The organism is Geodermatophilus sp. SYSU D01186, from assembly GCF_054050215.1.
The window spans coordinates 1-17,893 of record NZ_JBJGYW010000058.1; the positions used below are offsets into that span (position 1 = coordinate 1).

Below are 17,893 nucleotides of genomic sequence, written 5' to 3' on the forward strand. Positions count from 1 at the left end.
CCGGCAGCAGCAGGCGGACAAGTCCGCTCAAAGGCACGAAGCCAGTCAGACCTGGAGTCACACCCACTGCCACCGGCCGTCAGCCCATCACCGATGGACCGACCCGGCCAGGCTCACAGTCAGCCCTGCTTCATCTGGGCGATCCGGATGTGGTTGCCGAAGGGGTCGCGGAGGCCGAAGTCGATGCCGTAGGGCTGGTCGACCGGCTCCTCGGTGATCTCCACGCCCCGGGCCTTGAGCTCGGCGTGGGTCTTGTAGGCGTCGTCGCAGGCGAAGAAGAGGTGCCCGCCGGCCGCCCCCTTGGCGATGAGCGCCCGCACCTGGCCGGCGGTCTCCTCGCTGAGCGACGGCGCGCCGGGCTTCTCGAGCAGGACGGCGCGGTCGGGCTGGCCCGGGAGGTTGACGGTGAGCCAGCGCATGGGGCCGAAGTCCATGTCGGACTGCACCTCGAAGCCGAGCTTGCCGACGTAGAAGTCGAGCGCGGCGTCCTGGTCGGGGACGTAGATCTGGGTGATGGTGATCGCGGTCAGCATGGGGACGACGCTAGGGACCCTCACTCCCCCGGCGCTTCTCCGAAACTGCTCGGTCTGGCCCACGCCATCGCGAAGCAGGTCGGCACCGGCGGCAGCGGCCCGCGCCGGCGGTAGACGCTCGGCGGCTCCCCGACGACGTCCCGGAACACCCGGCTGAACGTGCCGAGGCTCGCGAACCCGACGTCCATGCAGATGTCGGTCACGCTGCGGTCGGTGGAGCGCAGCAGGGACATCGCGCGCTCCACCCGGCGCCGCTGCAGGTACCGGTTGGGCGTCTCGCCGAAGGTGGCCCGGAAGGTGCGGATGAAGTGCGCCTCGGAGACGTGGGCGATGCGGGCCAGCGTCGGGACGTCGAGCGGCTCGGCGTAGGCGCGGTCCATCGCGTCACGTGCGCGCAGCAACCGCCGGTTGGCGTCCTCGACCGCGGAACCCACGGCCGCATCCCACCACGAGCGTCAGATCTCGACGCCGCGCTCCTCCAGCCACGGCACCGGGTTGATGCGCTCGCCGTTGATGCCGCCCTCGTGCACCTCGAAGTGCAGGTGGGGGCCGGTGGACTGGCCGCGGTTGCCGAGCAGAGCGATCGTCTCGCCGGCCTCCACGTACTGGCCCGGCTCGACGAGGATCTTGTCCATGTGGCCGTAGACGGTCACGTCGCCGTTCTCGTGGAGGATGTAGACCGCCAGGCCGAAGCCGCTGGCCGAGCCGGCGCGCAGGACGACGCCGTCCATCGCCGCGTACTCCGGGGTGCGCATCGGGGCGGCCAGGTCGATGCCGTAGTGGAAGGTGCCCCAGCGGCCGCCGTAGCCACTGGTGAAGCGAGCGCCGGAGACCGGCAGCACGGCCTTCGGGCGGGCCGCCTCCCGGGCCGCCTCCGCCGCGGCGGCCTCGGCCTCGGCGCGCGCGGCCCGCGAGGCGGCCACCTCGTCCAGCCGGGCCCGGGCCTCGGCCACGGAGATGGACGCCTGCGGCAGCAGCTCGACGTCCTCCTCGGTGGTGAGCAGGTCCGTCTGGGCCGACAGTACCGAGGTCGCCTCAGCCGCGGCGTCGGGTGCACCGGTCACGCCGGTGACACCGGCGACGACCCCTCCGGCGACCAGCGCGGCCAGCAGCAGCGGCGCGCGACGCGAGCCCGACACCGGGCGGCGGGCGGACCCGGCCGGGGTGCGGGCAGCCCGGCGGGAGCCGGGGACCGGGAACTCCGCGCTGCTCGCGGAGCGACGCCGTGCGGCCATGTACCTACCCGCCTCGTGGGGAAGAAGCCCGTCGCCGGGCCCGATGGGGTTGCACCCATCCAAACACTCCGTAATCCGTTCGTGACCCTGCGCTCGGCGCGTCACGTGCGACACGCCGCTGTGTCATGTCCCACACACCCCACGTGTCGCACGGGTGGACGACCGCGCATGTTTCGCGGAGCCGGATTCGGGCCACTGGACGTTTCCGGCGTGAAACCATCCGCGCTCGGACGCCCGCGACACCCGTCGCCCCGCACCCGAGTGGCCAGCACGCGTTCCGCCGTGTAGTCATGATCAACGCTGCACCACCCGTTGCCCCCGCTGACCGGCGGTGAGGCACGACCCAACGGGACCGCTGCGAGGGGGCGACCGCACCACACGCACGAGAGAGGGCCGATGCCGCATGGCGAGTCCGGAGCGCTTCCCGGCATCACGAGTACTCCCCGCACCGGACACGCCGACCGTCGCCCAGACGCCGACCCCCGTGCGGCCCCTGGTCCGCCCGCTGAGCCAGGAGACCCTGCGCAGCCACGGCGCCCGCCTCACCGTGCCCACCTACGACCGCACGGCCCTGACGCCCGCTGTGGTGCACCTGAGCGTCGGCGGCTTCTCCCGCGCCCACCAGCTGCTGTACTTCGACGAGCTGGCCGAGCGCCGGATCTCCCGGGAGTGGGGCGTCGTCGGCGTCGGGCTGCGGCACCGCACCATGCAGGAGGCACTGGCCCCGCAGGACCACCTGTACACCGTCGTCGAGCGCAGCCCCGACGGTGAGCGGGCCCGCGTGGTGGGCGTGATGGTCGACTACCTGTTCGCCCCCGACGCCCCCGGGGCCGTGCTGGACCGCCTGACCGACCCGCGCACCCGCATGGTCACCCTCACGATCACCGGCGCCGGCTACCGGCTGGACCCGCACACCGGCGAGTTCGACCCCGACGACGCCGCCGTCCTGCGCGACCTCGCCGGCCCGCACGCCCCGACGACGGTGTTCGGCTACCTGGTCGAGGCGCTGGACCGGCGCCGGCGGGCGGGCCTGGCCCCGTTCACCGTCGTCTCCTGCGACAACATCCACCGCAACGGCGACGCCACCCGGCGCGCGGTCGTCGGGTTGGCCCGCCTCCGGGACGAGGTGCTGGCCCGCTGGATCACCGACCGGGTCGCCTTCCCCAGCAGCATGGTCGACCGGATCACGCCGCAGACCTCCCCCGATGAGCGGGCCGCCGTCGCCGAGCGGTACGGCGTGGACGACCGGTGGCCGGTCATCACCGAGCCGTTCTCGCAGTGGGTCATCGAGGACACCTTCAGCAACGGCCGTCCACCGCTGGAGGAGGTCGGCGTCCGGTACGTCGCGGACGTCGGCGACCACGAGCTGATCAAGACGCGGCTGCTCAACGCCAGCCACTCCGCGCTCGGGTACCTGGGCTCACTGGCCGGGTTCGGCCGCATGGACGAGGTGATGACCGACCCGGTCTTCACCGAGTACGTCACCCGGCTGATGGACGACGAGGTCACCCCTCTGCTGCCCCGGCCCGACGGCGTCGACCTGGCCCAGTACAAGCGCACCCTGCTGCAGCGCTTCGCCAACCCGGCGATCGCCGACGGGCTGCCGCGGCTGTGCCGGCGCGGGTCGACCAAGCTGCCGCACCACCTGCTGCCCTCGCTGCGCCAGGCCCTGGCGGAGGGGCGGCCCAGCCGGCTGCTCACCCTGGCCGTCGCCGGCTGGTGCCGGTACCTGCGCGGCACCGATCCCGCGGGTCGGCCGTTGCCGATGGAGGACCCCCGCGCCGAGGAGCTCCGGGCGCTCGCCCTCGCCGGCGGCACCGACCCGCGCCCGCTGCTCGGCGTCCGGCCCGTGTTCGGCGACCTCGGGGAGGTCCCCGGCTTCGCCGAGGACCTCCGCGCCGTGCTCGAGCGGATCGACCGCGACGGCGTGCACCGGACGGTCGCCGAGACCCTCGCCACCGGCCCCGCCCGTCCTTTGTCCCTGCCCCGATGACCCCCGGAGGAACTCCCCCGATGCCCGCCCTCCCCGAGACGCTCGTCGGGCGCCTCGAGGCCCTGCTCTGCGACGCCGACGGCAACCTGTTCCCCTCCGAGGAACCCGCCTTCGTCGCCTCCGCCGAGGTCACCAACCGCTTCCTCGCCGATCTCGGCGTCGACCTGCGCTTCACCGCCGAGGAGCTCCGGCTGGCGACCACCGGGATGAACTTCCGGACGACGTCGCGCCGGCTGGCCGCCGAGGCCGGGCGGTCCGACGTCGACGTCGAGCCGTGGGTCGCCGAGGAGAAGCGCGCGGTCACCGCCCACCTGGGCGCCACCCTCACCCCGCACGGGCCGACCACCGACGCGCTGACGGCCCTGTCGGCACACCTGCGCCTGGCCGCCGTGAGCTCCAGCGCGCTCACCCGGCTCGACGCCTGCTTCACCGCGACCGGACTGGCCGGGCTCATCCCCCCGGCCGTGCGGTTCAGCGCGGAGGACTCGCTGCCGGTGCCCACCAGCAAGCCCGACCCCGCCGTCTACCTGCACGCCTGCGAGCAGCTCGGCATCGCGCCCGAGGCGGGGCTGGCCGTCGAGGACTCCGTGCCCGGTGCCCTCTCCGCGGTGCGGGCCGGCTGCCCCACCGTCGGCAACCTGCTCTTCGTGGCCGAGGCCGAGCGGCCCGCGCGCGCGGCCGCGCTCACCGACGCCGGCGTCCTCGTCCTCGTCGACTCCTGGTCGCAGCTGGCCGACCTGCTGCTCCCCGTCCTCACCCGCCGGGCCGCCGGCGACCTGCTCTCCACGGGAGGGGCGAAGTGAACATCGTGTACGTGGCCTTCCGCGGCCACTTCTCCGACAGCCCGCGAGCCCTCTACGAGGCGCTGCGGGCCCGCGGCGTCGACGCCACGCACACGTGGCTGTCCGCGCCGCACACGCAGGCCACCTTCCCCGACGACGTCGCCACGGTGACCTTCGGCAGCCCGGAGTCGATCGCCGCGCTGGAGGGGGCCGACCTGGTCGTCTCCAACGACCACATCCCGCTGGACTGGGAGAAGCGGCCGGGGACCACCTACCTGCAGACCTGGCACGGCACGCCGCTCAAGCGCATCCACAACGACGTCCGCTGGGCGCCGGAGGGCCGGCTGGCCTACCTGGAGCACGACATCGCCCGGTGGGACCTGCTGCTGTCGCCCAACGCCGCGAGCACCCCGCGGCTGCGCGGTGCGTTCGGCTACACCGGCGCCCTCCACGAGACCGGGTACCCGCGCAACGACCTGCTGAGCAGCCCGCGGGCCGCGGAGGTCCGGGCCGCCGTCCGGGCCGACCTCGGCGTCTCAGACGACCAGAAGGTCGTGCTCTACACCCCGACGTGGCGCGACGACCTGGTGTTCAACAAGACCGGCCCGCAGGACTTCGAGTTCCCCGTGGACCTCGACGAGTTCACCGCCCGGCTCGGAGGTGACCACGTCCTGCTGCTGCGGCTGCACAACATGGTGATGGACCGGCTGGAGGTCGTCGACGGCTCGCCGGTGCGCGACGTCTGCAGCCACCCCGACATCCGGGACCTCTACCTGGCCGCCGACGCCATGGTCACCGACTACTCGTCGACGATGTTCGACTTCGCGATCACCGGCAAGCCGATGCTGTTCTTCACCTACGACCTGGCGTACTTCCGCGACGAGCTGCGCGGGTTCTACTTCGACCTGGAGGACGTCGCCCCCGGGCCGCTGCTGTCGACCAGCGAGGAGCTGATCGAGGCGATCGCCGACCTCGACGCGGTCGCCGCCACCCACGCGGAGCGCTACGCCCGCTTCCGCGAGACCTTCTGCCACCTGGAGGACGGCCACGCCACCGAGCGCGTCCTCGACCTGCTCTTCCCACCGGCGGCGTCCGCCGGGACCACCACCACGACCCGAGGAGGGGACGACAGTGCTCGCTGACCGTGCCACGACCGCGCACCTGGGCCTGACCGGCACGGTGCCTCCGCTGCCGGCTCCCACGACGGGGACCGCCCCGGCTGCCGAGCCGGTGCCCGCGCCGGTCCAGGTCGTGATCCTCGCCGCCGGCATGGGGACCCGGCTCGGCCGGCCCTGGCCCAAGCCGCTGACCCCGCTGCACGACGGGCGCAGCATCCTGCGCCGGCAGCTCGACGGCCTGCGCGCCGTCCTCGGCCCGTCGGTCGACGTCACCGTCGTCGTGGGGTTCAAGGCCAAGCGGGTCATGGAGGCGGCGCCGGACGTGCGGTTCGCCTACAACCCCGACTTCGCCGTCACCAACACCTCGCAGAGCCTGCTGCGGGCGATGCGCGCCACCCGCGACGGCGGCGTGCTGTGGCTCAACGGGGACGTCGTGTTCGACCCCGCGGTGCTGGAGGCGGCCCTGCCGGCGCTGCGGGCCGACGAGAGCTTCGTCTGCGTCGACACCTCCAGCGTCGCCGACGAGGAGGTCAAGTACACCCTCGACGCCGACGGCTGCATCGCCGAGCTTTCCAAGACCGTCGTCGGTGGCCTGGGCGAGGCGGTGGGCATCAACTACGTGTCCTCGGCGGACAAGCCCGTCCTCGTCGAGCACCTGAGCACCTGCGCCGCCCAGGACTACTTCGAGCGCGGCATCGAGACGGCGATCCGCGACGAGGGGCTGCGGTTCACGCCGCTGGACATCTCGCGGTTCTCCGCCGTCGAGGTCGACTTCGAGGCGGACCTGGAGCGGGCCAACGAGCTGTTCTCCGCCCGGGCCCACCTGCAGTCGGTGCCCGGCGACCTGTAGAAGGACCCCGTCCTCCTCACCGCTCGCAGGCTCGCGGTGAGCCTCTGGACGGGGCCAGGAGCCGAGGCGCGACCCCGCAGCCGCTGCCGGCTCAGCCGACCGGCAGCGGCTCGCCGGCGGAGTGCCGGCTCCGGTGGGGCCCCCCGTGCTCCCGGAACCGGCGGACGGCGGCCACCCCGCCGAGGACGCACCCGGCGCCGACCGCGACCAGCACCGCCACGGCGGCGCGAGCGGGCAGCGACGGGCCGGCCGACAGCACGTGCGCGGTCCACAGGACGTCGACGTCGGGCAGCCCCTGCACCAGCAACAGCCAGCCCAGGACGACGGCGAGCAGGCCGGTCATCGCGCCGCGGCCGCGCCGGGACACGACGAACCCGAGGACGGCGACCCCGGCGGCGGTCAGGCCCGGGAGGAGGGCCGAGGCGATCGCGCCGGCGTGCGAGGAGACGCTGGCCGGTGGCTCCGGGGTGGCCACCGCGTGCCACAGCGCGGCGGCGCCCCCCAGCAGCAGCAGCACACCCAGCGGGCGCGGGCCGCGGGCGAGCAGACCGGCGGCGACGGCGGCCAGCGCCAGGACCGCGTACAGGGGCCACACCACCCACGGCGAGGGCGGCGGGCTCCAGGTGAGCTCGCCGCGCACCTGCACCTCGCTGCCGTCGTAGGCCATCGGCACGACCCACTCCGACACCACGTGCTCGCGGGTCGGGTCGGCCGCCACGGCCGGCGGCAGCAGGTCCTCGCTCATCCAGTGGGTGCGGTGGTCGTGCCAGACGTACTCGGCCTCGGTCGAGACCTGCACCCACTCCGGCTCGGCGGCCGGGTCGGCGTCGGCCGGCAGCGTCGTCCGCCCGTAGCGGTCCAGGTTGATGTAGGTGGCCGGGCTGTGGGCGTTGCGCCACACGCCGTCGGGACCGATCCGCAGGTAGGGCTCGTCGGAGTAACCGGGCACCTCGACGTCGACGGCGGTGCCGTTGACCACCTCGAACTCGTCGCCGAAGGAGAGCACTCGCACGGTGACGCCGGGCATCGACGGCTCGACGGCCAGGACGCGGCCGTCGAAGTCACTGCCCGCGGCGCCGCCGCCCACGTGGGCCGTGGCCGGACCGGCGACGAGCAGGGTGGCCAGCACCCCGAGGAGGACGACGAGGAGGCGGGCCGGCAGCCGCCGGGTCACGCCCCGGCCACCAGGGCGAGGTCGCGGGCGATGTCCCGGCTGGTGTTGCCGCCGTTGAACGCGACGTGCGCGAGGTCGTCGGCCCCGTACAGCAGCAGCAGTGAGGAGTGCAGCCGGCCGGAGTCCTCCGCCAGCGGCACGCCGGCGGCCAGCTGGGCCTGGTCGATCGCGGCCTGGTCGCCGGTCAGGCCGATGAAGCGGTTGGGCAGGTCGGCGTCGAAGCGGCCCAGGTACTCCCCCAGGACCTCCGGGGTGTCGAACGCGGGGTCGGTGGTGACGAAGACCACCTGCACCTGCCCGGCCAGCGCCGGGTCCACGTTGCGCAGCGCGACGGCGACGTCGGCCATCGTCGTCGGGCAGATGTCGGGGCAGTTGGTGTAGCCGAAGAACAGCAGGGTCGGCGTGCCGGCGGTGGTGGCGGCGAAGTCGTAGGCCGCCCCGCTGGTGTCGGTGAGGGTGAACGACGGCCGCTGGTAGGGGTCGGGCAGGTCGACGCCGGCGTAGCGGTCGTCGGGGCCCTCGACGACGGCGGCGCCGCCGGAGTGCTCGTGTTCGCCGCCCTCCTCGGCGGCCGCGCCACCGCCGCAGCCGGCCAGCAGGATCCCGGCCGAGGCGACCAGGGCGACCAGACGGCTGCGGCGGTGCGGGCTCACGAGGACACGGTACGACGCCCGGCGCGCCACCCGAGGGCGACGCCGCCGAGCCCCAGCAGCAGGGCCACGACGGAGAGGACCAGCGCGACGGTGCCCGTGGCGGAGCCCTCGTCCCCGGCGGCCTCGGTCGAGGCGGCGGTGTCGGTGGCGGTCTGGCCGGTCGTGCCACCCCCGGCCGAGGCGCCGTCCCCGCCGGTGGACGACGCGGCCAGCGTCAGCACCGGCGCGGGACGGTCGGGCTCGGGCTGGCCGTCGACGGTCGGCTCGATCCAGGCCGACTCGGTGCCGTCGCTGTAGGTCTGCACCGCCGGGAAGCTGATCGCGTCGGCCTCGGGGAACGGCCCGCCGGACAGGGCGAACTCCTGGAACTCGCCCGGCCGGATGCCGCCGCCGTCCTCGGCGCGGAACTCCACGACCGACACGTACGAGGTCACCTGCTCGCCGTGGTTGTCCAGCGGCGTCTCGAGGTCCGACCGGGTGAGGGTGACCGTCCAGCCCGGCAGGGGCTGGGTCCGGAGCGAGGCCATCGCCGCCTCCTCCGGGATGGAGATGCGCAGCGCCACGGTGTTGGCGGTGTCGCTCTCGTTGGGCACCCGGAAGACCAGCTTGCCGAAGCCGCCCGGGGCGGCGTCGGTGGACGAGACGCCGACATGGGCCGAGGCGGCGCCGGCTCCGGCGACGGCAGCGGCCAGGGCGACGAGCACCGCCAGGACGACGACGCCGAGGCGCGCGAGCGGGCGGGGCAGGGGTGTGGACACGGTTCTCCTGTCGGGTGTGGGTCGTGCGGGGTCAGCGGACGGCGAGGGTCGTGCTCGCCGTGCTGGCGGTGAACTCGTCGACGCGGATCGTCACCGCGAGGGTCCAGGTGCCGGCGCCGGGGATGGTCATCCCGTCGCCGACGTAGTGGCCGGGGCCGGCGGGTGCGAGGTCGACGTCGATCGGGCCGATCTCCTGGGCCGGCTCGGTGAGCGTCACCCGGATGTCGACCGGCTGGGCCAGCCGGCCGGTGTCGTCGAAGTAGTAGACGTGCAGCGTGTTGGGACCAGCCGCGGCCGGGTCGACCGACACCTGCACGCTCCCGTCGGTGCCGGCCGCGGTCTCCAACGGCAGGGTCACGTCCACCGGGCGGCTGACCTCGGCGCGCGCCGGCGGGGTGGCGACCAGCACCGACGACAGGCCGAGGACGACCAGGGCGATGACCAGCTCGACCAGCACCGTGCGGCGCAGCGACGACCGCTCGGCGGCCGCGGCACGGGCCTGCACCTCGGCGCGGGCACCGGCCGCCGACTCGACGGCCGGGTGGGCGGCGGTGTCCGGGTGGGCGGCGGTGTCCTCCCCGGCGGCGAAGGCGTGCGCGGTCACCCGGCGCCGTCCCGCGGGACGCGGCCGGGAGATCCCGAGGTGCTGCTGCACCCACACCCGCGAGATGCCGGCGGCGGCGAGCAGGAGCAGCACCAGGGCCAGCTTGGCCAGCAGCACCCAGCCGTAGGTCGTCGTCACCAGGGCGACGGGCGAGCCGACCTCGCGCACGCTCTGGACCACCCCGGTGACCACGAGCGCGGTCACCGAGCCCGCGGCGAGCCGGGAGAAGGGGGGCAGCGCGGTGGCGAGGTCGGCCGCCGGGGCGTCCTCGCGGAGGACGCCGGCGAGCAGGCCGACCAGGCCGCCGAGCCACACCGCCATCGCCGCGACGTGCACGGCGGCCGCGCCGACGGCCAGGACCGGCCAGGCGCCGGCCATCGGGTGCCCGACGGCCGCGGTGGCCAGCACCAGGGCGGTCGCCAGCGCTCCGCCGCCGGCCGCCAGCGCCGGCGCCGGCGCGGCCCCGCGGCGCCACACCGGCCGCAGCAGGGCGAGCAGCGCGACTGCGAGCACGGCCCGCACCAGCAGGGTGATGCCGTTGACCGACTGCAGCGTGGCGCCCAGCAGCGCCGGGTCGGCCACCGAGCGCACGTCGCTGCCGGCCGAGTAGGGCCCCTGCAGCAGGAAGCCCAGGACCGCTCCCACCGCGACCGCGACCAGGCCCCTGGTGACCAGCGCACGCAGCCGCGGCGATGCCCAGCCCGCGGGCCAGCCGGCCAGCAGCAGGACGGGCACGCCGATGCCGAGGGCCAGGCCGGCGTAGCCCAGCCAGCGGGCCAGGGGCAGCAGGACGGCGACGACCGCGTCGGTGCCGGGCCCCTCGGCGGCGGCGCCGGCCGCGAGCAGCTCGCCGTCCCCCACGACGAAGGAGAAGGCCCCGGAGATCGGGTGCGAGTCCGCGGAGACCACCCGGTAGGTGACCAGGTAGCCGTCGTCGGCCAGGCCGCTGCGCAGGGGGACGACCACGGTGTCGCCCTGGACGGTCGCGGCGCCGGCGTCGGCCCGCTCCCCCGCCGCGTCGAGCACGCGGGCGTACCCGGCGCCGATGGACACGCCCTCGGTGAAGGTGAGCGTCACCTCGCCGGGGGCCTGCTCGAGCCGCGCGCCCTCGCCCGGGTCGGTGCTGACCAGCTCCGCGTGCGCGGCGGCGGGCGGGGCGGTGACCACCCCGACGCCGAGCCAGGCCGCGACCAGCGCCAGGAGGAGCAGCAGCCCGGCCGGGGCGCGGCGGGCCGTCGGGAGCGCGCTCACGCGGGCACCCGCTCGCGGGCGACCGCCGGCACGGCGCGGCGGCGCCGCCCGCGCCATGCGACGGCACCGACCAGGGCGACCCCGAGGAGCACCAGCGCGTGGACGACGGCGCGGTCGGCGTGCACGTGGCCGGCCCGCAGGTCGGCGACGGTGAGGGCGGCCAGCAGCGCGGCGAAGGTGCCGAGGAACGGCAGGGCACCGGGGGCCAGCCGGGGGGCGGCGGCGACGGCGAGGAGGGCCGCGGCGATGCCGAGGTTCCAGGCGCCGGTCTCGTGCGCCATGTGCACCGGTGCGCTCATCGCCGCGGCGCCGGAGGCGAGGGCCGGCCAGGCGATCGCGGCCTGCGCGACGCCCACGGCCAGCAGCGCCAGGCGCAGGGCGCTGGTGGTCAGCCGCGCCCGGGCCGCCGCCGCGGTGCCGGGCAGCTCGCGGGGCAGCGCCGCGAGGACGGCGGCGGTGAGGTCGGGCACCGGCGGCGCGGGCGCCAGGCGGGCGCGCCGGGTGACCTGCTCGGCCTGCCGGGCCCACCGGGCGCAGCCGGCGCATCCGGCGAGGTGCTCGTCGAGCTCCGCGGCGGGCACGCCGGGCGACTCGCCGTCCAGCCGGGCGGAGAGCGCCTCGCGGTAGGGGGTGCACTGCATGATGGGTTAGTCGTCGCGCAGGCGCGGTTGGTTCCCCCCACTTTCGGGATCGGCCCGGACGGCGGCTCCGGGGAGGATGACAGGCGTGGACGAACTGGACCGGCTGGCGGTCGCCGCGGTCGACGGCGACCCGTTGGCCGCGGCGGCGCTGGTGCGCGCCACCCAGTCCGACGTCTGGCGCCTGTGCGCGGCACTGGGCGACCGGCAGTCCGCCGACGACCTGACCCAGGAGACCTACCTCCGGGCCTTCGGCGCCCTGCACCGCTTCGAGGGGCGCTCGTCCCTGCGCACCTGGCTGCTGTCCATCGCCCGGCGCGTCTGCGCCGACGCGGTGCGCTCCCGCCGGCGCCGCCGGCTCAGCCTGGTCCGGGAGGACGCCGACCTGGAGGCCCTGGACACGCCCGAGGCCACCGACCGGGTGGGCGAGGGTGCCGTGGTCCACGACCTGCTGGCGCGGCTGGCCCCCGACCGCCGGGAGGCGTTCGTGCTCACCCAGCTGCTGGGCCTCCCCTACGCCGAGGCCGCGGAGGTCGCCGGCTGCCCGGTCGGCACCATCCGTTCCCGGGTCGCCCGGGCCCGCGCCGACCTCGTCGCCGCGCTGGGGAGTGAGGAAGCCGACGCAGCGTCCCGGTGACGTCCGGGTGAAGTGCTCGTGAACGGGCACCTATGCTCCCGACGGCCGTGCGACCGCCAGGCAGGCGGGCCAGCGGTCCCCCTCAGTCGATCGGGAGCCCTACGTCGTGCCCTTCAGCCTGACCCCCAAGGACTCGAGCTTCTACCCGCTGTTCACCGCGTCCGCGGAGAACCTGGTGGCGGCCACCGCCGTCCTCGGCGAGTTCATCCACGACCACGCCCGCCGCGGCGAGCTGGCCGACAAGCTGCGCGAGCTCGAGCACACGGGTGACCAGTCCACCCACGCGATCTTCCGCCAGCTCAACTCCAGCTTCGTCACGCCGTTCGACCGCGAGGACATCTACAACCTCGCCAGCGACCTCGACGACGTCATGGACTTCGTGGAGGCCGCCGCCGACCTGGTGATCCTCACCGGCCTGGGCACGCTCCCGGCCGAGATGAGCCAGCAGGCCGCCCTGCTGCAGCGGGCCGCCCAGACGACCGCCGAGGCGATGCCCCGGCTGCGGACGATGAAGGACCTCTCCGACTACTGGATCGAGGTCAACCGCATCGAGAACGAGGCGGACAAGCTGTACCGGCGGCTGCTGTCGCGCCTCTACAGCGGCGAGTTCGACGCGCTGGAGATCCTCAAGCTCAAGGAGGTGGCCGACCAGCTGGAGGAGGCCGCGGACGCCTTCGAGCACGTGGCGAACGTCGTCGAGACGATCACCGTCAAGGAGTCCTGACCCCGTATGGACGCGGCCTTCGTCGCGCTGGTCCTGATCGTCCTGGTGGCGTTGGCCTTCGACTACACCAACGGCTTCCACGACGCGGCCAACGCCATCGCCGTCGCGGTCTCCACCAAGGCGCTCACCCCTCGGGTCGCCCTGGCCCTGGCCGCGGTGATGAACCTGGTCGGCGCGATGCTGTCCACCGAGGTGGCCAAGACCGTCGGCGAGGGGATCATCGAACCGCCCGAGGGCTCCGACGGGCTGAAGATCGTGTTCGCGGCCCTCATCGGCGCGATCGTGTGGAACCTCATCACCTGGTGGTTCGGCCTGCCGTCGTCGTCCTCGCACGCCCTGATCGGCGGCCTGGTCGGCGCCGCGCTGGCCGCCGCGCACACCGTGAAGTGGATGGGGGTGCTCGACAAGGTCGTCATCCCGATGGTCGTCTCACCGCTGGTCGGTTTCGGGCTGGGCTACCTGTTCATGCTGGTCATCCTCTGGGCCTTCCGGAGCTCCAACGTGAGCCGGGCCAACCGGGGCTTCCGCTACGCGCAGATCGTCAGCTCGGCCACCATGGCCCTCGGCCACGGCCTCCAGGACGCCCAGAAGACCATGGGCATCATCACGCTCGCGCTGTTCACCGCCGGGGAGATCGACACCTTCGACGTCCCCCTGTGGGTGGTCATCTCCGCCGCACTGGCGATCAGCGCGGGCACCTACGCCGGCGGGTTCCGCATCATGCGCACGCTCGGACGGCGGATCATCCAGCTGACCCCGGCCGGTGGCTTCTCCGCGCAGACGGTGGCCTCCAGTGTCATGGTGACCACCGCGACGGTGTTCGCGGTGCCGGTCTCCACGACGCACATCACCACCACGTCGATCATGGGCGTGGGCGCCACCCGGCGGCTGTCGGCCGTGCGCTGGGGCGTCGCCGGCAGCATCGTGATGGCGTGGGTGGTCACCCTTCCGGCAGCCGGTGCGGTCGCGGCGCTGGCCTACTTCCTCACCCACAACCTCATCGGCTGAGCGGCCCGTGACCGGGGGCAAGCAGGCGCCACCGGTCGAGCTGGGGACGGCGCGCGGGCGGTGGCTGCTGCTGGCCACCGTCCTCGCCTCGGGGATGGCCTTCCTCGACACCACCGCGGTCACCGTCGCCCTGCCGACGATCGGGCGGGAGCTGGACGCCTCGCTGGCGGAGCTGCAGTGGACGGTGACCGGCTACACGCTGGCCCTCGCGTCGCTGGTGCTGCTCGGCGGGGCGCTCGGGGACCGCTACGGCCGCCGCCGGGTGTTCCTGCTCGGCGTGGCCTGGTTCGCCGCCGCGTCGCTGGTGTGCGGCATCGCCGCCTCCCCCGGACAGCTGGTCGCCGCCCGGGTGGTCCAGGGCGTGGGCGGCGCGCTGCTGACGCCGGGCAGCCTCGCGCTGCTCCAGTCCTCGTTCCGCGCCGAGGACCGGGCACGCGCGATCGGCCTGTGGTCGGCCTTCGCCGGCATCGCCGGGCTGCTCGGCCCGTTCCTGGGCGGCCTGCTGGTCGACGCGGGCAGCTGGCGGCTGGTGTTCCTGCTCAACGTCCCGGTCGCCGCGGTGGTGCTCGTCGTCGCGGGGCGGCACGTGCCGGAGAGCTGCGACCGGACCCGCCACGGCCGCTTCGACGTCCCCGGGGCGGTCCTCGGCGCGCTGGCCCTGGGCGCGGTCACCCACGCGCTGATCGCGGCCGGGGAGGACCCGGGGCGCGCGGACGTGGCCGCCGCCGGCGTCCTCGGGGTGGCCTCGGGCGCGGGGTTCGTCGTCCGGGAGCGGCGGGCGCAGAACCCGCTGCTGCCCCCGTCGCTGTTCGCCGAACGGCAGTTCACCGGGGCGAACCTCGCCACGTTCGCCGTCTACGCGGGCCTGGGCGGCTCGTCGCTGTTCCTCGTCCTGCACCTGCAGATCGTGCTCGGCTACGACGCCGCCGCGGCCGGCGCGGCCGTGCTGCCCTCCATCGCCCTCATCACCCTGCTGTCTCCGGCGGCGGGGTCCCTGGCCGTGCGTGTCGGCCCGCGGCTGCCCATGACCGTCGGCCCCCTGCTCACCGCGGCGGGGACGGCGTGGCTGGCCGGGGTGGACGCCGGGTCGTCCTACCTGACCGCGGTGCTGCCCGGGTCGCTGCTGCAGGGGCTGGGCATGGCCACGACGGTGGCGCCGCTGACCGCCACGGTGCTCGCCGCGGCGCCCGACGCGCTGGCCGGGGTCGCCAGTGGCGTGAACAACGCCGTGGCGCGGGCCGCGCAGCTGCTCGCGGTCGCGACGCTCCCGGTCGCCGTGGGCCTCGCCGGGGCCGACTACGCCCGTCCGGAGGTGTTCGCCGCCGGCTACCGCACCGCGATGCTCGTGTGCGCCGCCCTGTACGTCCTGGGCGCCGCGGTGTCCCTGGCGACGGTCCGCGCCGACGTCCTGCGGAGCTGATCCCGCACGGTGGGAACGGCATTCGGCATATCCCGACCGATCTGGTAGACATAACACTCGTGGCGGCGACGACGGTGCTCCTGGTGGGGCGGATCCACGTCGACCTGCTGCGTGTCTGCACCGCTCGCTGTCCGGGCTGCTGACCCCCGCGCTCCCGCGCACCCCCTCCACGCTCGTCCCGCGCCGTGTCGCGCCCTGCTGCGCGCCCGCGGACCTCCCCGGATCCGGAGCCCCCTCGTGAAGACACTCGTCCTGCTGGCCCTCGTGGGCCTCGGTGCGCAGCTCGTGGACGGCAGCCTGGGCATGGCCTACGGCGTCACGTCCACCACCCTGCTGCTCGCCATCGGCACCAACCCGGCCACCGCGTCGGCCACCATCCACCTCGCCGAGATCGGGACGACGCTCGCGTCCGGTCTCGCGCACTGGAAGTTCGGCAACGTCGACTGGAAGGTCGTCGCCAAGATCGGCGTCCCCGGCGCCATCGGCGCCTTCCTCGGCGCCACCGTGCTGTCCAGCCTCTCCACCGAGGTCGCCGCCCCGGTGATGTCGCTGATCCTGCTCTCGCTCGGCGTGTACCTGCTGGTGCGCTTCACGCTGCGCGGCGTCGACCGCCGCCACCTCGGCAAGCCGATGCGCAAGCGCTTCCTCGGCCCGCTGGGCCTGGTCGCCGGCTTCGTCGACGCCACCGGTGGCGGCGGCTGGGGCCCGGTCGGTACCCCCGCCATCCTGGCCAGCGGCCGCATGGAGCCGCGCAAGGTGATCGGCTCGATCGACACCTCCGAGTTCCTCGTCGCCCTGGCCGCCAGCCTCGGCTTCCTGTTCGCCCTCGGCTCCCAGGGCATCAACCTGCTGTGGGTGCTGGGACTGCTCGGCGGTGGCCTGGTCGCCGCCCCGATCGCCGCGTGGCTGGTGCGGCACGTGCCGCCGCGGATGCTCGGCTCGCTGGTCGGCGGCATCATCGTGATCACCAACACCCGGACGCTGCTGCGCAGCGACTGGATCGACGCCTCCGACCCGGCCCGCTACGCGGTCTACGCCGTGCTCTACGCGATCTGGGCCGCGGCGGTCGTCCACTCCTTCCGCGAGTACCGCAAGGACCGCGCGCTGGAGTCGGCCGACGCGCTGGCCGCGGAGGCGGTGCACGTGCACGACGAGATCGCACTGCCGGCGGACGCCGCCGACGCCGCGGACCTCGACCGGGAGCTGCGGGCCGGCCGGCCCAGCGCCCCGCGCGACTGAGAGAAAGGACCCCCTCCAGGGGCCCCGCCCGGCACTGCCGGGCGGGGCCTCTCGGCGTCTCAGCGGCCGGCGAGCAGGGCCGCCTCCAGGTCGGCGGGCAGCCCCGGACGCGGCAACCCCCGTGGCGGCGGCGGGGGCTGCCCGGCGCTCTGCAGCCAGGCCCACGTGTCGGCCACGGTCTCCCGCAGCGGCCGGCTGGGCAGCCCGAGCTGGCGGGCCCGGGTGGTGTCGACCTGCCAGGCGGTGCGGGCGGTGTCGGCGGGCAGCCACAGCGGCAGGTGCACCCACGGCTCCACCCCCGCGGCGAGCAGCTCGGCCTCCGGGACGACCACCCAGTCGGCGTCCGCGCCGGTCACCTCCCGGCACAGGGCCAGCAGCCCGCCGAGCGTGGTCATCCCGGCCGGGCCGGTGGCGTTGACCGCGCCGGCCGCCCCCCGCTCCGCCATGGCGACCAGCCAGCCGGCCAGGTCGCGCGCGTCGACGGCGGCGATCGGCTGGTCGAGCGCGTCCGGGACGACGACCCGCCCGCCGCGCGCGATGCGCCGCAGCCACCAGCCCAGCCGGTCGATCCGGTCGTGCGGGCCGAGGATCAGCCCGGCCCGTGCCGTGAGGAACCGGCCGGGGTACGCCGCCTCGAGCACCCGCTCCGCCTCGGCCTTGACCGGCCCGTACTCGTCGTCGTCGGTGTCCCAGGTCGGCTCGTCGTCCTCGCGGCCGACCGGGCCCGGCGGCCAGGTCGCGTAGGCGTTGAGGCTGCTGACGAACGCGTAGCCGCGGATGCCGCTCAGCGCGGTGGCGTGGCGGGCCGCCGCGCGGGTCTGGCATGAGGTGTCGACGACGAGGTCGGGCGACCACCCGTCGAGCGCGGCCGGCAGCGCGGCGGGGTCGTCACGGTCGCCGTGCAGGGCGCGGACACCGTCGGGTGGCTCCCCGGACACCCCGCGGGTGAGGGTGGCCACGTCGTGACCGCGGTCGAGCCCGGCCGTGGCCACGTGCCGGCCGAGGAAGTGGGTGCCGCCGAGGACGAGCAGTCGCATGCGGGCAGCCCACTGCACCCGCTCCCCCGGCGTCCAGCCGGTTCGCGGTCGGCGTAGCCGGCTCGGGAGGTCGGCGTGGCGGGGCCTAGACGAGTAAGTCCTATCGGCGGGCAGCGCCGCAGGGCCGAAGGACGGTGTAGGCGCGGGCGGAGGGTGTTCAGGCTCGGGTTGTGAGGACCGACCTAAACACCCTCCTGACCGCACTGTATGTCTGGATCGACGACCATCGGGGCGGTCGC

The 17,893-nt window shown here is 74.9% G+C and carries 18 protein-coding genes; 9 read left to right on the forward strand and 9 right to left on the reverse strand.

Annotated elements, in window-relative coordinates; all coding sequences use genetic code 11:
• Window positions 1-119 precede the first annotated feature (119 nt).
• From ACI784_RS24330 to ACI784_RS24340, 3 genes are read right to left on the reverse strand one after another with little or no spacing between them, the layout of a single operon-like run.
• A complete protein-coding gene (locus ACI784_RS24330; RefSeq protein WP_456925639.1) occupies window positions 120-533 on the reverse strand; it encodes a VOC family protein in 414 nt (137 codons plus the stop codon).
• 20 nt (window positions 534-553) lie between these two features.
• The gene (locus ACI784_RS24335; RefSeq protein ID WP_457015225.1) at window positions 554-967 is read right to left on the reverse strand and encodes a helix-turn-helix domain-containing protein; all 414 of its coding nucleotides are present in this window, start codon (window positions 965-967) and stop codon (window positions 554-556) included.
• 21 nt (window positions 968-988) lie between these two features.
• Complete coding sequence (locus tag ACI784_RS24340) at window positions 989-1,768, reverse strand: M23 family metallopeptidase (RefSeq protein WP_457015226.1); 780 nt, start codon at window positions 1,766-1,768, stop codon at window positions 989-991.
• 484 nt (window positions 1,769-2,252) lie between these two features.
• Here ACI784_RS24340 and ACI784_RS24345 point away from each other — a divergent pair, with 484 nt between their 5' ends.
• From ACI784_RS24345 to ACI784_RS24360, 4 genes are read left to right on the forward strand one after another with little or no spacing between them, the layout of a single operon-like run.
• Window positions 2,253-3,761 carry a mannitol dehydrogenase family protein gene (locus ACI784_RS24345; protein ID WP_457015227.1) on the forward strand — a complete coding sequence of 503 codons (1,509 nt, stop codon included), beginning with the start codon at window positions 2,253-2,255 and terminating at the stop codon, window positions 3,759-3,761.
• Between the two features lie 20 nt (window positions 3,762-3,781).
• Window positions 3,782-4,564: an HAD family hydrolase gene (locus ACI784_RS24350; RefSeq protein WP_457015228.1), complete on the forward strand. Its 783-nt coding sequence runs from the start codon at window positions 3,782-3,784 to the stop codon at window positions 4,562-4,564.
• Window positions 4,561-5,685: a CDP-glycerol glycerophosphotransferase family protein gene (locus tag ACI784_RS24355; protein WP_457015229.1), complete on the forward strand. Its 1,125-nt coding sequence runs from the start codon at window positions 4,561-4,563 to the stop codon at window positions 5,683-5,685. The genes ACI784_RS24350 and ACI784_RS24355 overlap by 4 nt, the downstream gene beginning before the upstream one ends.
• The gene (locus ACI784_RS24360; RefSeq protein WP_456925645.1) at window positions 5,675-6,511 is read left to right on the forward strand and encodes a phosphocholine cytidylyltransferase family protein; all 837 of its coding nucleotides are present in this window, start codon (window positions 5,675-5,677) and stop codon (window positions 6,509-6,511) included. The genes ACI784_RS24355 and ACI784_RS24360 overlap by 11 nt, the downstream gene beginning before the upstream one ends.
• A 91-nt stretch (window positions 6,512-6,602) precedes the next feature.
• On the opposite strand, the gene ACI784_RS24365 is transcribed toward ACI784_RS24360, so the two are convergent.
• From ACI784_RS24365 to ACI784_RS24385, 5 genes are read right to left on the reverse strand one after another with little or no spacing between them, the layout of a single operon-like run.
• The gene (locus ACI784_RS24365) at window positions 6,603-7,685 is read right to left on the reverse strand and encodes a hypothetical protein (protein WP_457015230.1); all 1,083 of its coding nucleotides are present in this window, start codon (window positions 7,683-7,685) and stop codon (window positions 6,603-6,605) included.
• Entirely contained in the window at window positions 7,682-8,338 is a 657-nt protein-coding gene (locus ACI784_RS24370; protein ID WP_457015231.1) for an SCO family protein, read from the reverse strand. Before ACI784_RS24370 ends, ACI784_RS24365 begins: the two co-directional genes overlap by 4 nt.
• Window positions 8,335-9,096 (reverse strand): YcnI family protein, encoded by a 762-nt coding sequence (locus tag ACI784_RS24375; protein WP_457015232.1) that lies wholly within the window; start codon window positions 9,094-9,096, stop codon window positions 8,335-8,337. Before ACI784_RS24375 ends, ACI784_RS24370 begins: the two co-directional genes overlap by 4 nt.
• A 31-nt stretch (window positions 9,097-9,127) precedes the next feature.
• The gene (locus ACI784_RS24380) at window positions 9,128-10,951 is read right to left on the reverse strand and encodes a copper resistance CopC/CopD family protein (RefSeq protein ID WP_457015233.1); all 1,824 of its coding nucleotides are present in this window, start codon (window positions 10,949-10,951) and stop codon (window positions 9,128-9,130) included.
• Window positions 10,948-11,592 (reverse strand): zf-HC2 domain-containing protein, encoded by a 645-nt coding sequence (locus ACI784_RS24385; RefSeq protein WP_457015234.1) that lies wholly within the window; start codon window positions 11,590-11,592, stop codon window positions 10,948-10,950. The genes ACI784_RS24380 and ACI784_RS24385 overlap by 4 nt, the downstream gene beginning before the upstream one ends.
• Before the next feature lie 85 nt (window positions 11,593-11,677).
• Between ACI784_RS24385 and ACI784_RS24390 the strand changes: the two genes are divergently transcribed.
• The 5 genes from ACI784_RS24390 to ACI784_RS24410 all read left to right on the forward strand — a co-directional run bounded on the left by ACI784_RS24390 (window position 11,678) and on the right by ACI784_RS24410 (window position 16,617).
• Entirely contained in the window at window positions 11,678-12,226 is a 549-nt protein-coding gene (locus ACI784_RS24390; RefSeq protein ID WP_457015235.1) for a sigma-70 family RNA polymerase sigma factor, read from the forward strand.
• A 106-nt stretch (window positions 12,227-12,332) separates the two neighbouring features.
• Complete coding sequence (locus ACI784_RS24395) at window positions 12,333-12,950, forward strand: DUF47 domain-containing protein (protein ID WP_456925652.1); 618 nt, start codon at window positions 12,333-12,335, stop codon at window positions 12,948-12,950.
• A 6-nt stretch (window positions 12,951-12,956) separates the two neighbouring features.
• The gene (locus ACI784_RS24400; RefSeq protein ID WP_456925653.1) at window positions 12,957-13,958 is read left to right on the forward strand and encodes an anion permease; all 1,002 of its coding nucleotides are present in this window, start codon (window positions 12,957-12,959) and stop codon (window positions 13,956-13,958) included.
• A gap of 7 nt (window positions 13,959-13,965) precedes the next feature.
• Window positions 13,966-15,378: an MFS transporter gene (locus tag ACI784_RS24405; RefSeq protein ID WP_457015236.1), complete on the forward strand. Its 1,413-nt coding sequence runs from the start codon at window positions 13,966-13,968 to the stop codon at window positions 15,376-15,378.
• Between the two features lie 237 nt (window positions 15,379-15,615).
• Window positions 15,616-16,617, forward strand: coding sequence for a sulfite exporter TauE/SafE family protein (locus tag ACI784_RS24410; protein WP_456925655.1), 1,002 nt, complete (start codon window positions 15,616-15,618; stop codon window positions 16,615-16,617).
• A 59-nt stretch (window positions 16,618-16,676) separates the two neighbouring features.
• Here ACI784_RS24410 and ACI784_RS24415 read toward each other — a convergent pair whose 3' ends face one another.
• Window positions 16,677-17,654, reverse strand: coding sequence for an NAD-dependent epimerase/dehydratase family protein (locus tag ACI784_RS24415; protein ID WP_457015237.1), 978 nt, complete (start codon window positions 17,652-17,654; stop codon window positions 16,677-16,679).
• Window positions 17,655-17,893: the final 239 nt, after the last annotated feature.